General features: G+C 67.1%; 18 protein-coding genes. 4 read left to right on the forward strand and 14 right to left on the reverse strand.

Annotated elements, in window-relative coordinates:
- The first annotated feature begins 1 nt into the window (after nucleotide 1).
- Nucleotides 2–1,687 carry a M1 family metallopeptidase gene (locus L8F96_RS12680; protein WP_334656199.1) on the forward strand — a complete coding sequence of 562 codons (1,686 nt, stop codon included), beginning with the start codon at nucleotides 2–4 and terminating at the stop codon, nucleotides 1,685–1,687.
- Nucleotides 1,688–1,693: 6 nt separating this feature from the next.
- On the opposite strand, the gene L8F96_RS12685 is transcribed toward L8F96_RS12680, so the two are convergent.
- The 12 genes from L8F96_RS12685 to L8F96_RS12740 all read right to left on the reverse strand — a co-directional run bounded on the left by L8F96_RS12685 (nucleotide 1,694) and on the right by L8F96_RS12740 (nucleotide 16,970).
- Nucleotides 1,694–3,586, reverse strand: a complete 1,893-nt coding sequence (locus L8F96_RS12685) for an XrtA/PEP-CTERM system amidotransferase (protein WP_334656200.1) — start codon at nucleotides 3,584–3,586, stop codon at nucleotides 1,694–1,696.
- Complete coding sequence (xrtA, locus tag L8F96_RS12690) at nucleotides 3,586–5,115, reverse strand: exosortase A (RefSeq protein WP_334656201.1); 1,530 nt, start codon at nucleotides 5,113–5,115, stop codon at nucleotides 3,586–3,588. The genes L8F96_RS12685 and xrtA overlap by 1 nt, the downstream gene beginning before the upstream one ends.
- Entirely contained in the window at nucleotides 5,112–6,251 is a 1,140-nt protein-coding gene (locus L8F96_RS12695) for a TIGR03087 family PEP-CTERM/XrtA system glycosyltransferase (protein ID WP_334656202.1), read from the reverse strand. The genes xrtA and L8F96_RS12695 overlap by 4 nt, the downstream gene beginning before the upstream one ends.
- Before the next feature lies 1 nt (nucleotide 6,252).
- Nucleotides 6,253–7,278, reverse strand: coding sequence for a FemAB family XrtA/PEP-CTERM system-associated protein (locus tag L8F96_RS12700; protein WP_417158979.1), 1,026 nt, complete (start codon nucleotides 7,276–7,278; stop codon nucleotides 6,253–6,255).
- A complete protein-coding gene (locus tag L8F96_RS12705; protein WP_046411586.1) occupies nucleotides 7,275–8,114 on the reverse strand; it encodes an XrtA system polysaccharide deacetylase in 840 nt (279 codons plus the stop codon). The genes L8F96_RS12700 and L8F96_RS12705 overlap by 4 nt, the downstream gene beginning before the upstream one ends.
- A gap of 1 nt (nucleotide 8,115) precedes the next feature.
- A complete protein-coding gene (locus tag L8F96_RS12710; protein ID WP_046411587.1) occupies nucleotides 8,116–9,180 on the reverse strand; it encodes an AAA family ATPase in 1,065 nt (354 codons plus the stop codon).
- 11 nt (nucleotides 9,181–9,191) lie between these two features.
- The gene (locus tag L8F96_RS12715; RefSeq protein WP_334656203.1) at nucleotides 9,192–10,805 is read right to left on the reverse strand and encodes a hypothetical protein; all 1,614 of its coding nucleotides are present in this window, start codon (nucleotides 10,803–10,805) and stop codon (nucleotides 9,192–9,194) included.
- A 10-nt stretch (nucleotides 10,806–10,815) separates the two neighbouring features.
- Complete coding sequence (locus L8F96_RS12720; protein ID WP_046411590.1) at nucleotides 10,816–11,949, reverse strand: AAA family ATPase; 1,134 nt, start codon at nucleotides 11,947–11,949, stop codon at nucleotides 10,816–10,818.
- The gene (locus L8F96_RS12725) at nucleotides 11,946–13,469 is read right to left on the reverse strand and encodes an XrtA system polysaccharide chain length determinant (protein ID WP_334656205.1); all 1,524 of its coding nucleotides are present in this window, start codon (nucleotides 13,467–13,469) and stop codon (nucleotides 11,946–11,948) included. Before L8F96_RS12725 ends, L8F96_RS12720 begins: the two co-directional genes overlap by 4 nt.
- A gap of 12 nt (nucleotides 13,470–13,481) precedes the next feature.
- A complete protein-coding gene (locus L8F96_RS12730) occupies nucleotides 13,482–14,129 on the reverse strand; it encodes an XrtA/PEP-CTERM system exopolysaccharide export protein (RefSeq protein WP_046411593.1) in 648 nt (215 codons plus the stop codon).
- 100 nt (nucleotides 14,130–14,229) lie between these two features.
- On the reverse strand, nucleotides 14,230–15,450 hold the full coding sequence (locus tag L8F96_RS12735; protein ID WP_334656206.1) for a pyridoxal-dependent decarboxylase, exosortase A system-associated: 1,221 nt from the start codon (nucleotides 15,448–15,450) through the stop codon (nucleotides 14,230–14,232).
- Complete coding sequence (locus tag L8F96_RS12740; RefSeq protein ID WP_334656207.1) at nucleotides 15,447–16,970, reverse strand: AMP-binding protein; 1,524 nt, start codon at nucleotides 16,968–16,970, stop codon at nucleotides 15,447–15,449. The genes L8F96_RS12735 and L8F96_RS12740 overlap by 4 nt, the downstream gene beginning before the upstream one ends.
- A gap of 80 nt (nucleotides 16,971–17,050) precedes the next feature.
- On the opposite strand from L8F96_RS12740, the gene L8F96_RS12745 reads away from it, so the two are divergent.
- From L8F96_RS12745 to L8F96_RS12755, 3 genes are read left to right on the forward strand one after another with little or no spacing between them, the layout of a single operon-like run.
- Nucleotides 17,051–17,323 carry an acyl carrier protein gene (locus L8F96_RS12745; protein ID WP_046411598.1) on the forward strand — a complete coding sequence of 91 codons (273 nt, stop codon included), beginning with the start codon at nucleotides 17,051–17,053 and terminating at the stop codon, nucleotides 17,321–17,323.
- A gap of 4 nt (nucleotides 17,324–17,327) precedes the next feature.
- Complete coding sequence (locus tag L8F96_RS12750) at nucleotides 17,328–17,996, forward strand: alpha/beta hydrolase family protein (protein WP_046411600.1); 669 nt, start codon at nucleotides 17,328–17,330, stop codon at nucleotides 17,994–17,996.
- The gene (locus tag L8F96_RS12755; RefSeq protein WP_334656208.1) at nucleotides 17,993–18,787 is read left to right on the forward strand and encodes a hydrolase 1, exosortase A system-associated; all 795 of its coding nucleotides are present in this window, start codon (nucleotides 17,993–17,995) and stop codon (nucleotides 18,785–18,787) included. The genes L8F96_RS12750 and L8F96_RS12755 overlap by 4 nt, the downstream gene beginning before the upstream one ends.
- Here the strand turns inward: L8F96_RS12755 and L8F96_RS12760 are convergent.
- Nucleotides 18,774–20,288, reverse strand: a complete 1,515-nt coding sequence (locus tag L8F96_RS12760) for a S10 family peptidase (protein ID WP_125946118.1) — start codon at nucleotides 20,286–20,288, stop codon at nucleotides 18,774–18,776. The genes L8F96_RS12755 and L8F96_RS12760 overlap by 14 nt on opposite strands.
- A gap of 127 nt (nucleotides 20,289–20,415) precedes the next feature.
- Nucleotides 20,416–21,384 carry a thioredoxin-disulfide reductase gene (trxB, locus tag L8F96_RS12765; RefSeq protein WP_334656209.1) on the reverse strand — a complete coding sequence of 323 codons (969 nt, stop codon included), beginning with the start codon at nucleotides 21,382–21,384 and terminating at the stop codon, nucleotides 20,416–20,418.
- Nucleotides 21,385–21,390: the final 6 nt, after the last annotated feature.

Genomic DNA, 21,390 nt, shown 5'->3' on the forward strand with positions numbered 1-21,390 from the left:
CATGATCTCGCTTCTTCTGCTGATTGCGGCGGCATCCTCGCTGCCGGACAAGGGCCAGCCACCACTAACCGCCCAAACCCGAATATCCGGCGGGCCGAGGCCGGCCGAGCAGACGGCGGTCAGCTTTGACCACGCCGACCTGTCGTTCGAAGTCGTGCCGCGGCAGCGCCGCATCCGTGGCGATGCGCTCCTGACCTTCACCGCGCGCGCGCCACTGACACGGCTGGTGATCGATCTGGATCGCAATCTTCCCGTATCGTCGATCGCGATCGACGGATCACCGCTGCCCCGGCGGGCGTGGAGCAATCCGGACGGGCAGTTGGTCATTGCGCTGCCGAAACCGTTGGCCGCCGGCGAGAAGGTGCAGGCGCGGATCACCTATGGCGGCACGCCGCACGTCGCGCTGAACGCGCCCTGGGACGACGGCATCGTCTGGAGCAGCACGCCCGATGGACGCCCCTGGGTTGCCACCACCACGCAGGGCTACGGCTGCGACCAATTATGGCCATGCCTCGACTTCCCCGCCGGCGAGCCGGCAGCGGTCGATCTCCACATCACCGTACCACCGGGGCTGAAGGCGCCGTCGAACGGGCGGTTGATCGGCGTCGATACGCTCAGCGAGGGTCGCACGCGCTGGAACTGGCGCGCCCGGCAGCCGAATACCTATGCCATCGCGCTCGCCGTGGGGCCGTTCGAGGAACTCACCGGGACGTACCGCAGCCGCTACGGCAACGAAATCCCGCTGCATTACTGGCACTTACCAGGAAAGATCGAACAGGCGAAGGCGCTGTTCGCCGAATTTGCGCCGACCCTCGACTTCTTCGAACAAGTCATCGGCCCCTACCCATTCGCCGACGAAAAGGTGGGGGTCGTCGAAACGCCGCACATGGGCATGGAGCACCAGACCATCAACGCTTATGGCAACAATTACGCCAAGGCACCGGAAGGCTTCGACTGGCTGTTTCACCATGAATTCGCGCATGAATGGTTCGGCAACCAAGTAACGGCGGGGAACTGGGATGATTATTGGCTGCATGAGGGCTTTGCCCAATATATGCAGCCATTATACGGTCTCTGGCGCGAGGGCGACGCGCGTTACCTCACCATGCTGGAGACACAGCGCAACCGGATCACCAATCGCGCGCCGATTGTCCGGGACAAGTTGCTGAGCGAGGAGGAGGTGTATGAGCCGTCCCTCGGGGGTGCCGGGACCGACATCTACTATAAGGGCGCGCTGACACTGCACACGCTGCGAGGGCTGATCGGTGACGACGCCTTTTATCGTGCGGTACGCCGGCTGGTCTACGGCCGTAAAGATCCTGCACCCGGCAACTTTCGGCCGCGTTTCGGCTCCACGCGGGAGTTCGAGGCGATCGTAAAGGAGGAAAGCGGCCAGGATCTCGGCTGGTTCTTCGATGCCTATCTTCGACGCGCCGAACTGCCCGACCTGACCGTACGGCGTGACGGTGACACGCTGCGGCTGGACTGGCGCGAGGGCAGTCGCTTCCCCATGCCGATCGAGGTGAAGATCGGCGATCGCGTCGAACGGGTCGCGATGGCGGGTGGCAGGGGCACCTTGACCGTTCCCGCTGGTCAGCACGTCGTGATCGACCCGATGGCGCGGGTGCTGCGCCGCTCGCCCGCAGTGGAGCAATATCAGGCGTGGCAGGCCCGCGCGCGCCAGTAATGCTGATTAGCCGAAGAGCCGCCGCAGACTTCGTTCAAGCATCACGAACTGCCACAAGGTCCGTCCATGCTCGGCCCGGCCGGAGCGATGCGCTTCGGCGAGATCCGCCAGCGCGGCAAGATCGAACCAGCCGGTATCGGCGAGGGTGCGCGACCGTGCGAGGGCCGCGGCTTCCCCGGCGAGCGGCCCACGGAACCAGGCGCTCACCGGCGTCACGAAGCCCATCTTGGGTCGGTACAGCACCTGCTTGGGCAAATAGCGCTCCATCGCCTTCTTCATCAGCCACTTGCCCTCGCCCCGCCGCAGACGAAGCGAGGCGGGGAGCGACGCGGCAAAGGAAACCAGCCGGTGATCGAGCAATGGTTCGCGCGCCTCCAGGCTGACGGCCATGCTGGTGCGATCCGTCTTGGCCAGGATATCCCCCGGCAGCCAGATCTTGATGTCGGCATATTGCGCCCGGTCGATCGCGTCGCGTGCGGGGGCCGCAGCCATGGCGGCGACGTAGCGATCCTCCGCCCGATGCCCGCCGAGCACCCGACGCGCGGCACCGGTGAACAGCCGGCGTCGCAGCGCTGGATCGGTCACGCCGACGGCGCGTGCATATCCCTCCCCGCCGTCCATCGCGAGCGACAGCAACGTCGTCTTCGCGCGCAGCGGCCGCGGCGCCCAATCCGCCTTCGGATAAGCGGCGCCTACCGCGCCGAAGACCCGACGGCGCCACTCAGCGGGAAGGATCGCGCGCACGCGTTCCTCCGCCGCCTGGAAACGATAGCGACGGTATCCGGCGAATATCTCGTCCGAGCCATCACCCGACAGCGCCACGGTCACCTTCTCCCGCGCCATGGCACAGACCTGATAGGTGGCGAGCGCGGACGCGTCAGCGAAGGGTTCATCAAAGGCGGCGACGATGCGGTCGATCAGACCGAAATCGTCGGATCGGACCACCCGCTCGCTATGATCGGTGCGAAAGCGATCCGCGACCAGCGCAGCATAGCCACGCTCGTCATGGCCTGCCTCGTCAAAGCCGATCGTACAGGTGCGCACCGCCTGTGGGGTCGCCTCCGCCATCAGGGCAACCACCGCCGAACTGTCCACCCCGCCCGACAGGAACGCACCCAATGGTACATCCGCGACGAGGCGCGACCGCACCGCGGTGCGCAGATGGTCGACCAGTTCCTCTTCCAGCGCGCGCACCGAGCCACGCCGCCGATCGGCAAAGGATACGTCCCACCATTGAATGGGTGCGGGGACAGGCTTGCCGCGCTCCACCAACAGGTAGTGGCCGGCGGGAAGCTTACTCACCCCGGCGATGATGCAGGCGTCATCCGGCACATAGCCGAAGGCCATGAAGTCCTCGACCGCGCGCACGTCTGCGACGCGGCGCAGGAGCGGGTGCGCCAGCAACCCCTTCAGCTCGGAGGAGAAGGCCAGCGCGCCATCAGCAAGGCGGGCATAGTGTAGCGGCTTCACGCCCAGCCGATCGCGCGCCATGAACAGCCGCTGCGATCTCGAGTCGTGCAGCACGAAGGCGAACATCCCGTCGAGCCGGTCCAGCATCGCCGGACCCCAGGCGGACCATGCCGCCAGCAGCACTTCGGTGTCGCCAGCGGTCTGAAACGTCCACCCCTTCGCGCCAAGCTCCGCGCGCAATTCGCGATAATTGTAGATGCAGCCGTTGAAGAGCACCGACAGCGCGCCCGAAGGATCGTGCATCGGCTGCGGCGAGCCTTCGACGTCGATGATCGACAATCGCCGGTGACCAAAGCCGACGCCCGGCGCGGTCCAAACCCCCTCCCCGTCGGGGCCGCGCGCGGCCATGGCGTCGATCATCGTGCGAATGCGCGCGGGATCGACCGGCTTGGGCGTCTCGGGATAATAGAGACCGGCGAGGCCGCACATCAGCGCATCACCGCAGCGGTTACCTCATCGAGCGGGCCAAGTGCCGCGCGTAAACGTGCCACGTCGGCAGCCGGATCGACATCGGGCACCTTCACCGCGGACAGGTGAAGCGCCACCGCCCCCGGCTCACCACCGAGCAGACGGGCGCGAAGTGTGGCGAGTTTGACGATGGCGGGCTGGCTGGTCACGATTCCGCCGACCCGGTACCATGTGACCACGAGACGCTCCACCGGCTTCCCATCACTTGCCGCCGCGGTGATCCGCATGGCCGAACCACCGTCGATAGGTGGCGGGTTTGCGATACGGACCCAGCGATCCCCCTCGCGCAGGACGCCGGTGCCATAGGAGATGATCTCCTTGCCCTCTTCCTGGTGGCCGAACACCGCGATCGCCACGTCGACGGCGCGCGCCTGGGCATCAACATAGCGGCCGATCACCTGATGATCGGCAGAGGGATAGAACGGCTGCCACGACGCCCGGGTGCTCAGCGGTGCACGCGTCCAGCCCGGCACCTCCGGCAGGTCGATCCCCCTCGGCAATGGTTGCGTACGCGCGCCAAGTGCGTCGGCCCATGCCGGAAAGATCGCGGTGGTGGCGATCACTAGAAGGGCGGCGACCGGCGCGGTAATGACCCTGGTCGAAGGCGCTGGGAGCGTGGCAGGATCAAAGGCGGGATCATCGGGCGCCCGGTCGAACCACCGCCAGCCGACCGCCATGACAACGGCCATGACAAGCGCGAAGAACAGCCAGCCGTACACAATGTGGTCAAATCCGGTGGCGGCTTGGAGCCCGACGAGTTGCGCGGCGTAGATCGTGCCGAACGCACGCACCCCGTTGGCGAGCACCGGCAGCACCAGCGACACCGCAAGGAATATAGCCCGGCGGCGGCGCGACCGGAAGCAAGTGTTCGCCACCAGCGCGGCGAAGGCGAGCATCGACAGCACGAACTTCGACCCGGAACATGCCTCTGCCACTTCAAAATAATAGGGGCCTGCATGGATCAGGACGCCGTCCGCCGCGGCCGGCACACCGGCCAGATGCAGGAGCGGCATGACGATCCGCACCGTCACCTGTTGCAGCGGCGGCTCAAGCCATTCGCCGAAGGGGATCGCGAAAAAAGCGTAAGCGAGAGGAAAGAGGAGCGCGCGGCCGACATGCGGCCCCAGAATGGTGACGACGGCACCCTCAAGCGTGATCAGAACGCCGAAATGACGCGCAGCCGCAACCCCGGCGGCCTCCCCCATCAGCCATCCCGCCCCGCCAGCCGCCACCAGCGCGAGGCCGGGCCACCAGGCGGCGGGGCGCAGCGCGGCAAGTTCCCGCCGCCGCGTCCAGACGAGCCACCCGACCACTGGCAGGATGAACAGGCAGTGGCCGTAGGTCGTACTGGTCCACCACAGCGTCAGCAGGTCGGCAACGTCGCGACGGAACAGCAGGAGGATCGCCGCCGACGCCAGCACAAGCAACGAGAGATGCACCCTCCACGCTGCGGCTGCCGGGGCAGCGGGGCGAGAGAGCGCGAGCCTCATGCCGGCCCCAGACCGAGAAGCGTGTCGAGCGGCTTCAGCCGGGCATCCCAGCCGTAGCGGCCGATCACCTGCCGCCGCGCAGCTGTGCCGAGTTGGTCGGCCTGCTCAGGACCGGCGAGTAGTTCCCGGATCGTGGCCGCATAATCCTCCGGCTGCACCGCGACACGAAGGGTGCCGGCATGATCGATGCCCTCCGCCGCGGCAGGGCTGGCAACCACCGGACGAGCCATCGCCATTGCCTCCAGCACCTTGTTCTGGATCCCGCGCGCGAGATGCAGCGGTGCAACGACGACGTCCGCAGCGGCCAGCCAGGAGCGAACGTCGGCGACCTCCCCCGTCACCGTGACGCGGGGGCCAGCCAATGCGCGAACCCGGGGCGTGGGCGCACGACCGACAATCGCGAAATGCGCATCGGGGAGCAGCGGCATGACCCGCTCGGCAAACCAGGCAACGGCGTCCACATTGGGGCGATACTCCATCTGGCCCGTGAAGACGATCAACGGATGGGCTGCGGGCACCGGCGTGACCAGCCCCGGATCGTAGCGGAGCGTGTCGATGCCGTTTTCGACAGCCAGGCTTCCGGGAAGAAGCGCGGCCTCGGGTTCGCTGACGAACAGGCTGGCGGTAACGCGACCCGCAACCTGCCGCTCGAACGCGTGGAGCAGCCGTGCCTCGCGCTGCATCATCCACCGCATCGGTCCGTGTGCATCGGCGGCGTAGGCGGCGAACTTCGCGGAATCGAGATCGACGAAATCCATGATGACGCGCGGGAACTGCCCCGGCAGATATTGCGCCATCTGCCCCGAAAAGGCGTAGATCGCGCCGATCGACCGGCGGGCGAGCAGATCGTTCACCGCGGTCTTGATCCGGCAGTCGGCGAAGGCAGTCAGCGACACTGGGCGACCGGTGGCGAGTGCCTCGGCCGCGGCACGCACCTGCGACTTGGTCCGGCGCACCAGGATGCATTCGTCGACCCGCGCTCGGTGCTCTGGCGCAATGGCTCCGTCCTCCTCGACAAAGGCGACCAGATGCACCCGCGCCCGCGCTGCCAGATACGACAGGATGTTGAAGCTGCGGATGCGATCGCCGCGGTCAGGCGGGAACGGCGCACGATGCGCCAGGAACAGGATCTCCACCCTAGCCGAGCCCGCGGCTGATCCAGGGACCGACAAGTGTCGCCAGCGGAAGCGGCAGTTTCTTCCACCCGCGCACCATCAGGGCATATTTCGGGTTGAGGGGATTAACCTCTCGCGCGGGGCCGTCCGACCATCGCGCGTAGGTCAGCGGCACGCCCTCGAACCCCCAGTTCTTCTTGAACGCCGCGGGCCCGGTCCCCGTCTTGGACCGGCCAAAGTCGAAATGCGTGCAGCCACGCGCGCGGGCATGCGCCATCAGCGCGAAATACATCCGGTCATTGGCGCGCAGCGCACGCGCCGCCACGGTGCCGCCGCCCCAAAAGGGATAAGCCACGCCGTTGAAATACAGGCTGAGGACGCTCGCCACGGCGCGGCCCTGCCAGCGCACCGTCAGAATGTCACTGTCGAGACGCGCCAGCGCCTCGGTAAAGAGGCGGCGGGGAAACACAGGCGTGCCCAGGTTGCGAACCGATTCGGCGTATACCCGGTAATGTTCGCCAGCGAGTTCAGCGCCGCCGGTGACCACCTCAAGATCGCTGGTGAGCGACTTGCGCACCTCGGCGCGCTGCTTGCGGGGGATGGCGAGCAGTTCGGCGTCGTCATCCGCCGCGAGCGGTCGCGCAAAGCCGAGATAGCTGCTGCTGTCGCTCGACCAGCCGTCCGGCACCGGACCGCCGCGCAACTCCACGGAGGGACAGCCAAGCGCGCGGGCGGCGGCGGCGAGCGGCCGGGTGCCTTCGCCCAGCACGCCCCCGCCGACGGCGAAGCCAGCCGATACCAGCGCCTTGCCGAAGAGGGGGGACCGCATCTCGGTCAGCGGCAGCAGGCCGATAATTACTCCGTCGCGTTCGGCGATCAGGAAACGGCCACGCTGCCCGCAACCCACCTCCACCGCTTTCGTCCAGCCGGTCAGATGAAAGGGGGTGGCATCCGGGTGCGCGCGCACGAAGGCATCTATACGCTCATCCTCGCCGACGGCATCGCGAACGAGGACCCGGTCCGCGACGGCACCCAGCGCGCCGCTCACCAGCGCCGTTCCTGCACGGCCACGGCGTCGACACGGCCCCAGCGATGGCGTCCGAGCAGGCGGCGCAACTTGCCGGCCATGGCGCCGAGCCGGCTGTAGTGCCGCAGCCTGGAGCGAAGCGGGGCTCCAGCGACGCGCGGCTGGGCCGGATCGACCTCCCAGGGATGAAAGTAGAACATGCCCGCGTGGCCAGCCTGGTTGGACTGGCGTACCGCCGTGTCGGTCAACGCGGCCGGCAGCAGGCGGAAGAAGCCACCTCCGACGGCCATGCGCCGACGCGCCAGCTCGGCAGTGGAAACCGGCAGCTCGATCAACGATGCGTCGGCGAGGGGTCGCCACGGAAAACGTGGGCTCTCCCGCCAGCCATAATGGTCATGCGCCACAGGGGCCACGCTGGAGGAATAGGCATAGCCGTCCTCCGCCAGCACGGGATGCGCCCACGGCGTGCGCGTGTCGATGGAGAAGCTGGGCGCGCGATAGCCCGTCACGGCGACGCCGCCGGCATCCTCCAGCGCAATCCGTGCCCGCTGCAGATCGGCACGGAACTGATCCGCGGTCATGGTGAAAACCCGCTGATGATCCCAGCCGTGGCTAGCGACCTCATGCCCTTCCGCAACGATCCGCCGGATCAACGCCGGGTGACGATGCGCCACCCAGCCGAGCGTGAAGAATGTGGCCGTCACCCCTGCCTCGCCGAACAGGTCGAGGACGGCGCCGGTGTTCGCGACGACCCGGCTTTCGAGGCGGTCCCAGTCGTTCTTGTCGATGGTGCGTTCGAAGGCGCCGACCTGGAACCATTCCTCCACGTCGACCGACATTCCGTTGACGATGGTCATGTCATGCAGCCGCGCCGCGTACTGCCTCCAGGCTGCCGCGCGGGGCGGGCGTGTCGCTTTCCACCCAGTCGACCAGCAGCGTGAGGATGCGGCGCAGGGCGGCATCCTGCTCCTCCACCCGCGACTCCAGCGCGGCAATGCGCTGCCGCAGCTCGGCGTCGGTGTCGGCGCTAGGAGACACGGCCTCCAACGGCGCGGACCGGATCGGGTCGGGCACGGCGCGCACCGCCGGCGTCACCCGTGCAGCGCTCGGCAGGTCCTTGGCGGCGTCGGCGCGCACGGTATTGACCAGCGCCGCATCGATCACCGTCGCGTCGGTGATCGCTGCGTGCAGCAGGACACGGCCCATCAACTGGTTCAACCGCCGCGGTACGCCGCCGGTCGCACGGTGCAAAACCTGGAACACGTTGTCGGCGAAATCGGGTGTGCCCTTCCACCCCGCAATGCGTAGCCGGTGGGCGACGTAATCGGCGACTTCCTCTGGCTCCATCGGGTCGAGATGATGGATGGCGATCACGCGCTGGCGCAGTTGCTCCAGCCGGTCGGATCCGTTCAGCCGCTCGCGGAACTCGGGCTGACCCAGAAGGAATATCTGCAGCAGCGCGCGGTTGCCGGCCTGGAAGTTGGACAGCATGCGAAGCTCTTCGAGCGCCGACACAGGAAGCGCCTGCGCCTCGTCGACGATCAGCAACGTGCGCCGGCCAGTCCGCGCGACTGCGTGAAGCCCGCGTTCGATCAGCGTCAGCAGCTCGGCCTTAGTTCGGCCTACGGGATCGATATCAAGCCCGCTCGCCACCACCCGCAACAGATCGTCCGCCTCGATCGCGGTCGACACGATGGTAATGACCGAAAGGTTCGCCGGATCAATCTGTTCGGTCACGTGGCCCACCAGCGTCGTCTTGCCGGCGCCGATGTCGCCCGTGATGACGATGAAGCCCTCACCCTGCGCAAGGCCATAGCCGAGATAGGCCATCGCCTTCTTGTGCGTGGCCGAATCGAACCAGTAACGCGGGTCCGGCGTCAGCTGGAACGGGCGTTCGGTCAGGCCGAAATGATCCTCGTACATACCAAGCTTCCTCAGAAGGTATAACGCGCGCCGAGCAGCGCCTGTGCCGACCATTGGCTATCGAAGCGTTCCTGGTCGAAGGTGTAAACGCCCAGCGACGCCACCGTGCCGATCCGGCCGAACTGGTGGCTGTAGGTGCCCGTGGCGCCCAGGTTGAACACGCCGTCCGCGCCCGGCAGCCCGCTTTCATAATAATTGGCGAACAGATTGGCATCGACCTGCGACACGCGGCTGAGCGCGCGTGACCAGAAAAGCTGCGCATAATAGCTTTCGTCGGTGATCCCGTAGGCGACGGTCCCCTCCGCAAGCTGCGGCACGTTGAGCCGGCGGTTGGCGTAGCCCGCGCCAAAGCCATATGCGGTTCGGCCACGACGGGTGGAGATCACGCCGTCGATGCCCCGCGCGCGATAGCTGGCGGTGGAGATCGACTGGAAGACGTCGTTGAGACATGCCCCTGCGCCGCCGACGGCGCCTCCGCCGGGGTTGCCGCCGAAGACACAGCCGTTGAACTGCTGACCGAACGGGTTGGCCGAGCCCTGAAAGGCGGTGGGCAGATCGCGCAGGCCGTTGCGCAGCTGTCGCCCGAACGTACCGATGCCATCGTACAGCACGATCTGGAGCCCGCTGTCGCGCGCGATGTTCCAGTTGAGCGAGCCGAAATAGGTGTCGCCGCCATAGCGGTATCCAGCGTTGGCCTGAAGCTCGAGCCGGGGGCTGGGCCGCCAGATCACCCCGGCATCGTAGATGAGGCCGTCGGTGTTGTAGGCGATCCGCGCTGGTGAGCCCGGATCAGTCACGAAGCGTCCGTTGCGATCGATCACCGGATTGCCGCTCGCGTCGAGCAGCGCGTCGCGCTGGGTCGTTTCGATCTTTTCGTAGCCCGCGCCCGCCCGGAGCGCGACGGTGCGACTGACCGGCACCGTCACGTCGCCCCGCGCGAAATACCCCTCGTATGTCTGGTCGAGCTGGCCCGCCTCCTCGCGTTCATACGCGCCACTGACCGTCACGCCGACGGGCAATACGGTGCCCGCCGCAACGCCGGCCGACGCCTGCGCCACGACGTTGCGCGAATCATCGTAGTAATCGAGCCGCTGCTGCCCTGGTGCGACCCCAGTCGCACGCGGCGCTTCCACCTTCGTGTAGCCGGCAAAGGCGGATGCTGCGATCCGCACTGGCCCGGCCTGCGTCGTGACGCTGGGACCGGCGTAGAGCGAATAGACCTGGGTCAGATTGTCGGCCGGCCCGACAAATGTGCCTGGCGCCGCACCGCGAATGTCGCTGCGCGCCCGCGTCGCGATGGCACCGCCCTCGATGGAAAAGCCCGGGGCGACCCGCGCCGAGGCACGGGCGAGGCCGGTGTGCACGCTATCGTCGGCGTAGCGATCGTTCCACTGGATCCGCCGTTCGTAGCGGTAGCTGACCTGCCCCTCGACATTCCGGCCCGAGACGCCGGCATCGACCCCGACCGCAACCTGAGAATAGGTCAGCACTTCATCGTTGGTGAGATCCGCTGCAACGACCTGCGAAAGCTCAACATAAGGCTGCACATAGCGGGTACGCGCCTCAGCCGCGTTGGACGCGACCAGCGCCGCCAGAGCGACGCCGCCAGCCAAGTGATGCCGCATGCCCACCGGGTTACCCCTGATGACCATAATAGCTGCCGAAGCGGCCGCCGCCCGGCTCATAGGACCGCGAATTCAGCACCAGACTGATCTGTTCACAACCGTCGAGCAGCGCGACGGCCTCGCGCACATCCGCTTCCGTGGTCCGGTCGGCACGAACGACCAGCATCACCTGGCCGACCAGCAGGGCGAGGACGGAGGCTGGCGACGCGGCGAGCGCCGGCGGCGTATCGAATACGATGATGCGGCGAGGATCGTTGGCCAGCAGCTGATCGATCACGTCGCCGGTCCGCGCGCTGGCGAGCAGTTCCGTATCGGAATGGCTGCGCTTGCCGGCGGGCAACAGCGACAGTTGCGGCACGTCGGTGCGGACGACAAACGCCTCGGGATCGAGCGTTTCGTCCGCCAGGATGTCGAGCAAGCCGGTTGAATCATCGAGCCCGAGCGAGGCCATGATGTCGGGCTTCGCGAAGTCGCTGTCGACGAGCAGCACCTCGACATCGCGCTCGGCGGCGAGGCTGATCGCGAGATTGATCGCGCAGAAGGTCTTGCCGTCACCAGGCTTGCCGGACCCCACCAGGATCGTGCGGGACCGCTCGCCCAATGGCCCTTTCGCGATGGCGCGGGCGTTGAGCAGCAGCTGCCGCTTTACCAGCCGGAACTCCTCGGCCAGCGCGCCGATCGGTGCGCCCGGGACGAGCATGCCCTTCTCCGCCAGCATTGCCCGATCGATCCGCGCGATACCGTCGTCGTAGAGGATCGGCGCATCTTCTTCCTCGGCCCCAGCGCGAAGCTCGGGCGGAATGGCCATCAGCGTTGCGGCGGCCATCGGTGACAGCGCCTCGGCCCCCTCCGGCGCAGGCGGCGCAGCAGCGAGAAGGTCAAAGGTGAGGTCGAGCGGCTCGTCGTCAGCCGACGGTTGATCATGCGGCGCCGCCTCTGGCACGGTAGCGTCGACCGGGTCGTCCGCATCGGGGGGCAAAGCAACAGGATCGTCGGCGAGCAACCGGGTGGCGACCGGATCCTGCGCTGGCGCCTCCGGCGCCGACCCCGGCACCACGTCGCGGCGGCGGAGGTGAGCGCCAAAGTCGTAGACCTGCGCTGCACGCTCGATCAGCGACTCTTCGCGCTTTCTGGCGTTGGTCATGCCGCTAATCCCCGCTGGAGCATTTCGACGCCAAGCAGCGCCACGTAGCTGACACCCAGCGCACCGACGCCGCCAGCAAACAGCTTCAGCCGCTTGCGCCGCAGTTCGGCCTGCTGACGCGTCAGCATTTCGCCGATCGATCCGATCACCGGCATGCCCGACGCCTTCTCCAGCCGCTGCGCCGTCGGGAACGTCGCCTGCACCCGGGACATGGCAAACGCGCCGCCGATGCCGCCAAAGATGCCGGCGATCAGCACACCCGTCAGCAACAGCACCCGGTTGGGCGCGGACGGAGCGCGCGGTTGGGTGGGCGGATCGATGACCGAGAATTTGACCGCGTCTGTCTGGGTCTGCGCCTGGCTGCGCAGGTTCACCTGTTCGCGCTGTGCGAGCAGACGATCGTATTGATCCTTGAGGACCGTGTAATTGCGCTCGATCTCTCCCTGTTGCGCGGCGACCTGGGGATCCTCCGTCAGCTTCGCGTTCAGCGTGTCGAGATCACCCTGCAATTGCTGGCGACGGATGCGCAGCGCAGCGACATTGGCCTGACGGTCCGCCATCATCGATTGCAGCGACACATAGGCGGGGTTCGGGACCCCGCCGGCGGCAGCGGCGCCCGCCGGTTCGCTGCGCGCAGCGGCCTGTGCCTGGGCGAGTTGGGCCTTCAGTGCCACCACGTCCGGGTGATTATCGGTATAGCCACGGCCACGCGCGTCGGCGAGCTGGCCCTGAATCGCAGCGACCCGCGCGCGTGCAGGGCCAACACCCGGCGCACCGCCCCCGCCGCCCGCGATCGTTGCAGGCGTACCGGCGAGTTGCCCCTGCAACGCAGCGAGGCTGGTCGAGGCAGCGGCGAGATCGCCGTCCACCTGGCTCAACTGCGCGCGCGCTGCGCCGATACGGTCGCTGACCGATCCGGTGCCCGGCAGCGAGCCGAGATAGCGGTTCTGAAAATCGGCGCGCTTCGCCTCGGCGTCTTGCAGCTTGCCGCCGAGTGTTTCGAGCTGGCCGTCGAGGAACTGCAGCGTCTGGCTGCTCTGCTGGCGGTCGTCCGACAGGTTGGTTTCGACGAAGATGTCAATCAGCTTTTGGGTGATGCTGGTGGCGAGTTTCGGCGACGCGGCGGCCGACACGATCTCGAACAGATTGTCCTGCTGCGCGGTGATCTTGATCGCATTCTGCAGCCCGGCAGCACGATCCGCGATGTCCCGATCGGACGAGACCGTCTTCGCCAGGTCGGTGCCGCGCACGACCTTCTGCAGGTTGACCGACGAGGTCAGCGTCTGGCGCACGGTATCGATGTCGCGCCGCTGGTCGCCCATCGCCGAAGGGTCAGCGCCGGCGGGCAGGATGGAGCGCATCTGAACGAATACGCGCGCCCGGCTTTCATACCGGCTCGGGATCTGGCTGACGGCGAGCCAACCCAGGATGCAGATGCCCCAGGCGATCGCCAGCGCCAGCCAGCGCCGCGTCCAGATCGCATGGGCCGCGATCCTGATCTCTTCGTAAAGGCCGGTCACGCGATCGTCCTTTTAGAACATGCTCTCGGGGATGATGATCACATCGCCCGGTTCGAGCCTGACGTTGGCGGATGAATCGCCGTTCTTCAGCAGCCGGTTGATGCTGAGCTTATATTCCTTTTGCTTGCCGGTCGCGCGATCGTAGCGGATCAGCCGCGCGCGGTTTCCGGCGGCATATTCGTTCAGTCCCCCGACGGCGATCATCGCGTCGAGCAGCGTCATGTTGGCGCGATAGGGTAGCGCGGCCGGCTTTTCGGTCGCACCGACGATGCGGACCTGCTGGCTGTACGTTCCCGAAAAACTGTCGACGATGACGCTGACGATCGGGTCCTGGATATATTCCGCGAGCGCCAGCTTCATGTCGTCGGCGAGCATCGCCGGGGTCTTGCCAACCGCCGGCATGTCGTTGACCAGCGGCGTCGTGATGCGGCCGTCGGGGCGCACCTGGACCTTGGCCGACAGTTCCGGGTTGCGCCACACGAAGATCTGGAGCGAATCGAGCGGACCGATGACATATTCCTCGCCCGGTTGCTCCTTGCTGGCGACAAAGGCGGCCGGCGGCAGTTCGGGTCGGGCGCCGCCATTCGTCGCGCAGCCCGCCAGCATGGTGGCGGCCAGCAAGACCGGTGACAGCAAACTCAACCCACGCGAAACACGCATCGAAAAACCTCCGTCGGGCGCACACAACCGGCACGGAAAACATGGTTCCCGACCAGCATCGCTCACGGTCAACTATGTAAGTAAGATGTGAAGATAGCGTTTAGGGGCGCTGGACGACACACTCTACCGCCGGGGGGTGTCCCAGAAAGAGACCGGGGCTCGCCGTCGCGCCATAGGCACCAGCGATAAAGATCGCAATCGTGTCGCCGACATCGGCACGCGGCAGGGCGACCTTGTCGGCGAGGCGATCGAGCGGGGTGCACAGGCAGCCGACCACCGACACCTCCTCGTCACCCGCCTCGGCCATGCGGTGCGTCACAGCGACTGGATAGTTGCGCCGGACGACGGTGCCGAAATTACCGCTGGCGGCGAGCTGGTGGTGAAGCCCGCCATCGACCACCAGGAAGGTTTCGCCGCGGCTTTCCTTCCGGTCGATGACTCGGGTGAGATACACGCCGCTTTCGCCGACCAGCCAACGGCCCAGCTCGATGGCAAAGGTCGATCGAAGCCGGGTGCGACTTAGGGCGTCACCAAGCGCCGCGCCGATCGCTGCCAGATCGATCGGCGTGTCGCCGGCAAAATGCGGGATACCGAAACCGCCCCCAAGATTGACCAGGGGCGGCATATGCCCCGCCTCGTCGCTGAGACGTTCGGCGAGTGCGAGCGTCGCGGCCTGTGTCTCGATCAGCGCCTGGCTGTCGAGCGCCTGGCTGCCAGCGAAGATGTGAAAACCGCGCCAGTCACCCCCACCAGCGACGATCGCCCGCACGAGAGCGGCGGCCCGTTCCGCATCGACGCCGAAGGGTGATGGGCGCCCGCCCATCTTCATGCCGGACCCCTTGAGCTCCATGTCCGGATTGACGCGAACCGCGAGCCGCGGCGCTGTTCCAAGTCGCCCGCCGATCGCCAGCGCGCGCGCCGCCTCCCCTTCGGATTCCACGTTAAGCGTGGCGCCCGCAGTGATCGCAGCCTCCAGTTCCGCATCGCGCTTGCCCGGACCGGCAAAGCTGATTGCGCCGGCTGGCTTTACGCGCAGCGCCTTGTCGAGTTCGCCGGCCGACGCGACGTCCAGACCGTCGACCAGCGGCGCCATCGCCTGAAGCAGCGCCGGGTGCGGATTGGCCTTGATCGCATAATGAAGATCGACAGCCGGGAAGGCCGCGCGAAAAGCGCGTACCCGGTCGGCCACGATCGCTGGATCATAGACAAAGAGCGGCGATCCGTGTTCGGCCACCCATGCCGATGCGGAGCGATCGCCGATCATCAGCTCACCGCGCTGAGCGGCAAATTCCGGGGGTAGCGGCCCGAACGGCTTGCTCATGCTTTTTCCTCGCCGAGCGCGGCAGGCGCCTGCCGCGACAGCATCGCCGCGCGCAGCCCCGCACGGTCCAGCTTGCCATTGGCATTGCGCGGCAGATCGTCGCGCCACTCGAACTGCGCCGGCTGCATGAAATTGGGCAGATCACGCCGCAGTCGGTCGCGCAACGCGGCTTCGTTCGCCGGATCACCCCGCACGATGACCATGATCGTCTGGCCCAGGCGAGGATCGGGAACGCCGATCGCCACCGCCTCCAACGCCTCGCCGCCGGCGACGATTGCTTCCTCCACCTCGCCCGGGCTGATCCGGTTGCCCGCCGATTTGATCATCTCGTCGTCGCGGCCGACAAAGCGGAGCAGTCCGTCCGTCCCGCACAGTGCGGTGTCGCCCGACCAGACAGCGACGCCGCCATAGCGCGAAAAGCTCGGGGCCGCGCGAAAGCGTTGCGCGGTCCGTTCGGGATCGCGCCAATAACCCTGCGCTACCAACGGTCCAGCATGGACGAGCTCCCCCGCCTCTCCCGGACTGGCCTCGCCGCCGTCGGCGCGGACGATCATCACCTCGGCATGGGGGACGGCCGCACCGATCGCATCCGGATGAGCATCGACCAGCGACGGATCGAGGAAGGTCGATCGAAACGCCTCGGTCAGGCCATACATCGGGTACAGATCAGCCCGCGGAAAACGCGCGCGCAGGTTGCGGACGAGCCGGGGCGTCAGCGCGCCGCCGGAATTGGTCAGCCGTCGCAGCCTGGCCGCCGTTTCGGTTGGCCATTCCGCCTCAAGCAACTGAACCCACAGCGGCGGGACGCCTGCCAGCGTGGTGGCACCGACACGCTCCACGCCCTTCACCACGTCGCGGGGCGTGAGATAATCGAGCGGTGCGACGGTGGCGCCGGCCGCCCAGGTGGAGAACAGCTGGTTCTGGCCATAATCGAAGCTGAGCGGGAGGACGCCGAGGACCACGTCGTCTGCGGCGAGGCGCAGATAATGCGCCACGCTGTTCGCGCCGAGCCAAAGGTTCGCGTGGCTGAGCATCACGCCCTTCGGCCTGCCGGTGGAGCCGGACGTGTACAAAATGGCCGCAAGCGAGTCCGGATCGGCCGCGGACGGAGGCATGGGCGGCCCGTCTCCGGCCAGCAGGTGAACAGCGATGTCGAGCGTGTCCGCCGCGTCGAGAGTCGCCGCCCGCGCAGGCTGGGTGAGCAGGAGCCGGGTACCGCTGTCGGCGAGGATGTGCGCCACCTGCGCCCGCTTGAGCAACGGGTTGATGGGCACGTGCACCAGACCGGCGCGGGGCGCGGCGAGCGGCATCAGACATGCCTCACGCGTTTTGGGCAGCCAGGTGGCGACTCGGTCGCCCGGCGCGAAGCCCTGTGCCGCCAGCCAGCCGGCGAGCCGCGCCACGCGATCCTCAAGCTCTGCGTAGCTCAGCGTGCCCGAACGATCGACCAGTGCGGGCGCGTCTGCTGCACCCGCGAGAACATGGTCGATCGGCTGCGGAACGGGGTCGATTGGCACCATATCGGCTGACCTTGCCCCGGAAAGTTGCGGAATTCATCCCCCCGGCTTAACGGCGGTGCAACAAAATTGAGGGGACGCAGGTGATTCCTGAAGGCAAGCCCGAAGTTGACGCCACGTTGCGCGCGATACTCAAGGACGTGCTTGGTCTGTCGAACGAACAGGTGGCTGGGTTCGACGATAGCACCCCGCTGTTCGGCGCGTTGCCGGAGCTCGATTCGATGGCGGTCGCCGGCGTGCTGACCGAGATCGAGGATCGGCTGGGCATCGTGATCGACGATGACGAGGTCGATGGCGAGATGCTGGAGACATTCGGCGCGTTGAGCACCTTCGCGTCCGCCAAGGCGCTGGTCTGAGCGAATGGCCGGGACGTCCGGCCTGACCATCAGACATTATGACTGGGCCGGTGGGCGTGAGGCGATGCTCCGCTTCGGACCGGATCGGGGACCGGTCGTGGTCGCCGCCCTGCCCTTTTACGAAGAAGCCAATCGGACGCGCGCCGCGCTGATCGATGTGCTTCGGCGACTGGCCGCACGGGGGATCGCCGCCGCCCTGCCCGACCTGCCGGGCACCAACGAAAGTCTGCTGCCGACAGGCGAGGCGACGCTGGCGAGGTGGCGCGATGCCTTTGCCGCTGCCTGCGCCAGCATGTCGGGGCCCGTGCACAGCATGGCGTGGCGGACCGGCGCGCTGGTCGACGGGACCGCGGAAGTGTCGAGCCGCTGGTATCTGGCGCCGCAGACCGGGGAAGCTGCCGAGCGCGAGCTGCGGCGCCTGCAACGGGCGGGCGGTGGCGAGGACGCTGGCGGCAATATCATCTCGGACGCGATGCTGGCGCAGCTGGCCGGGGCACAGCCGACGACCGAGGGCAGCGTCCGCGTGGTGCGGCTGGAAAGCGACCCCAGAGCCGCTGATCGCAAGCTTCCCGGCAGCGCCCTGTGGCGTGCGGCCGAGCCGGGCGTGGACCCGGCGCTACAGGCGCTGATCGCGGACGACGTGGCGCGCTGGATCAACGGGGATACCGCTTGAGCCGCCGGCTGCTGACCTTTCCTTGCGATGGCCACACGCTGGTCGGGACGCTGGATGGTCCACCGGAAGGGGGAGGCGGCGCGACCGGGTTGCTGATCGTCACTGGCGGGAACGAGATACGGGCTGGGGCGCATCGCGGCATGGCTGAGCTTGCCGCGCGGCTGGCGGCGGACGGCACGCCCGTCTTTCGCTACGATCGGCGGGGCGTCGGCGATTCGAGCGGGATCAACAGCGGCTTTCGCGGCGCGCGCGACGATCTGCTCGCTGCGGCGGCGACATTCCGTGCGGCGGCGCCGCAGGTCACGCGGCTGATCGGGTTCGGCAATTGCGATGGCGCGACCAGCCTGGCCTGGTGGGGCCGCGAGGCCGGGTGCGATGCATTGGTGCTTGCCAACCCCTGGGCGGTCAAGCCGAGCGACACGCTGCCGCCGCCGGCCGCGGTTCGCGCGCATTATGCGGCGCAGCTACGCGATCCTGCGGCATGGGCGCGGATTCTGCGCCGGGGCCTTTCGCTGCCCAAGCTGGTGCGCGGGTTGCGCAGCATCGCAGCCTCGCCGCGTGATGATGGCGTTACCGGCCGCACCATCGCGTCGATTGCGCAATGGGGGCCGGATGCGACGATCGTGCTGGCGCGCGGCGACGGCACCGCCATCGCCTATGCCGATGCGGCGCGGCGCGCGGGGATTTCCCCGCGCACCGTCACCGTGGACACCGGATCGCACAGCTTCGCCCGTTCCGGCGATGCGGCCGCGTTGGAAGCGGCGATCCGGCAGGTCCTCAGCGCGCCTTGATGAAGGCCCGGATGTCGTTCGACAGCTTCCGCAGATCCTCATCCCGAACGTACATCATGTGGCCGGCATTGTACCAATGCCAGCTGATGCGCCCGTCATTGGGGATGCCGGTGCGGTTGAGCGAATATTCCGCGCCGAAGAAGGGCGTCGCGAAATCATAATAGCCCTGGCCGACGAACACGCGCAGGCCGCTGTTCTCGCGCAGCGCCTTGCCGATGTAGGGCGCCACGTTGAGATAGCCCTCCCCGCCACGCGGGCCGCCGATCTTCCAGTCCCAGTCACGCACGCCACCGATCGACACGTACGTCACGTCGGGCGAGTATTTCAGCGTCTCGCGCGAGTAGGCGTTCATCGCCGCGGTATAGGCGCCGTCGATGGCGTAGAAGCTGGGATCATTGTCGGGCGTTTCGCCGGCGTCGTCATAATCCTTGCCGACGTAGCGCGTGTCGAGGCGGCCGATCGTCTGCCCACGATCGCGCAGCAGTTCCTTGTAGAAGCGGCCGGGCGAGAGGCGAAGATCGGCGCGGGCAAGGTAATCCTGCGACACGCCGGTGTAGCGCGACAGCTGCGGCAGAACCTGCTGGCGCTCCTGCGCGGTGAGCGAATTACCCTTCAGCAGCGCCGCGGCATAAGGGCCGATGGCAAACGCCTTCGCCTCGGCGATGAATTCCTCGACCGTCGCGGGGCGATTGGCGACCTTGTTATGATACCAGGCGGTCGCCGCCATCGACGGCAGGTTGGTCACATAGCCCAACTCGTTGCCCGGCGAATCCGCCGCGACGCTGAAATCGAGGATCGAGGAGATCAGCAGGATGCCGTTCACCGCCACGTCGGTGTAGGTGCCCTCCAGCTCGTTGATCACCGCCGCCGAGCGCGTGGTGCCGTAGCTTTCGCCACCGATGAACTTGGGCGCGTTCCAGCGGCCATGTTCGTTCAGCCACAGCCGAATGAAGTCCGCCATCGATTTGGCATCCTTCGTCACGCCCCAATAATCCTTGGGATCGGTCTTCCCCAGCGCGCGGCTGAAGCCGGTGCCGACCGGATCGATGAACACGATGTCGGTGACGTCGAGCAGCGAATCGACATTGTCGATGACGGGATAGGGCGGCGCGCCATCGTCGCGGGCGTCCGAGGGAAGCACGACGCGCTTCGGCCCGAAGGCGCCCATGTGGAGCCACAAGGAGCCGGAACCCGGGCCGCCGTTCCACAGGAACGTCACCGGACGCTTGGGATCGACCGGGCCCTCCTTGATGTAGCTGTATGACGTGATCGCGGCGAGCGGCTTGCCCGCCTTGTCCTTCAGATAGGTTTCACCGGCGATCGCGCGATAATTGATGCGGGTGCCGCCGAAGGTGCCGGAATGGCGGGTGACGGAGACGACTGGCGGCGGAATGCTGGTGTCGTCGGCAGCCTGTTCGGCCTTGCTGTTCGGCTTGTCCTGCGCGCTCAACGGCGCGGCAACGAGCGCGGCGCCAAGCGCCAGCGCGATGCGTAACTTCATGCAATCCCCCAAATAGGCCGTGCCGGCCCGATCCCGGCATCCACTCTTTTTCCGCGTGATAAACGCGCGCCGAGACTGCGGCAGGGTGGATGCCGGGACAAGCCCGGCACGGCTGTTTTTTGGAGGTTTACTCTGCGGCTTCGGCCATTTTCTCGAAGTCCGCCTCGGCGAGGAAGCGTTCGGCGTCGAGCGCGGCCATGCAGCCGGTGCCCGCCGCGGTGATCGCCTGGCGATAGGTCTTGTCCATCACGTCTCCGCAGGCGAACACGCCGGGCACGCTGGTGCGCGTCGAGCCGGTATCGACCTTGATATAATGATCCTCGTCCAGTTCGAGGTGGCCGCGGAACAGCTCGGTCGCCGGATGGTGGCCGATCGCGACGAAGCCGCCCTCCACGTCGAGGCGGCTGTGCTCACCAGTGACCGTATCGACAAGGTCGATCGCGACGAGGCCGGCATTGCCGCCGCCGTCGACGAACTCACGCACTTCCTTGTTCCACAGCACCTTCACCTTCGGATGGGCGAACAACCGCTCCTGCAGGATGCGCTCGGCACGAAGCGAGTCGCGGCGGTGGATCAGCGTCACGTCATCGGAATGGTTGGTGAGGTAGAGCGCCTCCTCCACCGCGGTGTTGCCGCCGCCGATCACCGCGACCTTCTTGCCGCGATAGAAGAAGCCATCGCAGGTGGCGCAGGCGGAGACGCCCTTGCCCTTCATCGCATCCTCGCTGGCGAGGCCGAGCCACTTGGCCTGCGCGCCGGTGGCGATGACGAGCACGTCGCCCTCATAGATATCGCCGCTGTCGCCGGTAAGGCGGAACGGGCGGCGCGACAGATCGACCGAGACGACCGTGTCCCACACCAGCGTGGTGCCGACATGCTCCGCCTGCTTCTGCATCTGCTCCATCAGCCACGGGCCCTGGATCACCTCGGCAAAGCCGGGGTAATTTTCCACGTCGGTGGTGGTCATCAGCTGGCCGCCGGGCTGGATGCCCTGCACCAGGATCGGCTTCATGCCCGCGCGGGCACCATAGATGGCGGCGGACAGGCCAGCGGGGCCCGAGCCGAGGATGAGCATGCGAGTCGAGTGAGTGGTCATGCCCGC

Origin of the sequence: Sphingomonas panaciterrae (assembly GCF_036890205.1) — a bacterium.
GTDB lineage: Bacteria > Pseudomonadota > Alphaproteobacteria > Sphingomonadales > Sphingomonadaceae > Sphingomonas > Sphingomonas panaciterrae.

Coding starts and splice junctions, on each gene's coding strand:
- L8F96_RS12760 (WP_125946118.1), bottom strand. CDS start 20,288: ATGAAGTTACGCATCGCGCTGGCGCTTGGCGCCGCGCTCGTTGCCGCG.
- L8F96_RS12720 (WP_046411590.1), bottom strand. CDS start 11,949: ATGACCAACGCCAGAAAGCGCGAAGAGTCGCTGATCGAGCGTGCAGCG.
- L8F96_RS12680 (WP_334656199.1), top strand. CDS start 2: ATGATCTCGCTTCTTCTGCTGATTGCGGCGGCATCCTCGCTGCCGGAC.
- L8F96_RS12705 (WP_046411586.1), bottom strand. CDS start 8,114: ATGACCATCGTCAACGGAATGTCGGTCGACGTGGAGGAATGGTTCCAG.
- L8F96_RS12740 (WP_334656207.1), bottom strand. CDS start 16,970: ATGGTGCCAATCGACCCCGTTCCGCAGCCGATCGACCATGTTCTCGCG.
- L8F96_RS12685 (WP_334656200.1), bottom strand. CDS start 3,586: ATGTGCGGCCTCGCCGGTCTCTATTATCCCGAGACGCCCAAGCCGGTC.
- xrtA (WP_334656201.1), bottom strand. CDS start 5,115: ATGAGGCTCGCGCTCTCTCGCCCCGCTGCCCCGGCAGCCGCAGCGTGG.
- L8F96_RS12715 (WP_334656203.1), bottom strand. CDS start 10,805: ATGCGGCATCACTTGGCTGGCGGCGTCGCTCTGGCGGCGCTGGTCGCG.
- trxB (WP_334656209.1), bottom strand. CDS start 21,384: ATGACCACTCACTCGACTCGCATGCTCATCCTCGGCTCGGGCCCCGCT.
- L8F96_RS12750 (WP_046411600.1), top strand. CDS start 17,328: ATGGCCGGGACGTCCGGCCTGACCATCAGACATTATGACTGGGCCGGT.
- L8F96_RS12710 (WP_046411587.1), bottom strand. CDS start 9,180: ATGTACGAGGATCATTTCGGCCTGACCGAACGCCCGTTCCAGCTGACG.
- L8F96_RS12735 (WP_334656206.1), bottom strand. CDS start 15,450: ATGAGCAAGCCGTTCGGGCCGCTACCCCCGGAATTTGCCGCTCAGCGC.
- L8F96_RS12730 (WP_046411593.1), bottom strand. CDS start 14,129: ATGCGTGTTTCGCGTGGGTTGAGTTTGCTGTCACCGGTCTTGCTGGCC.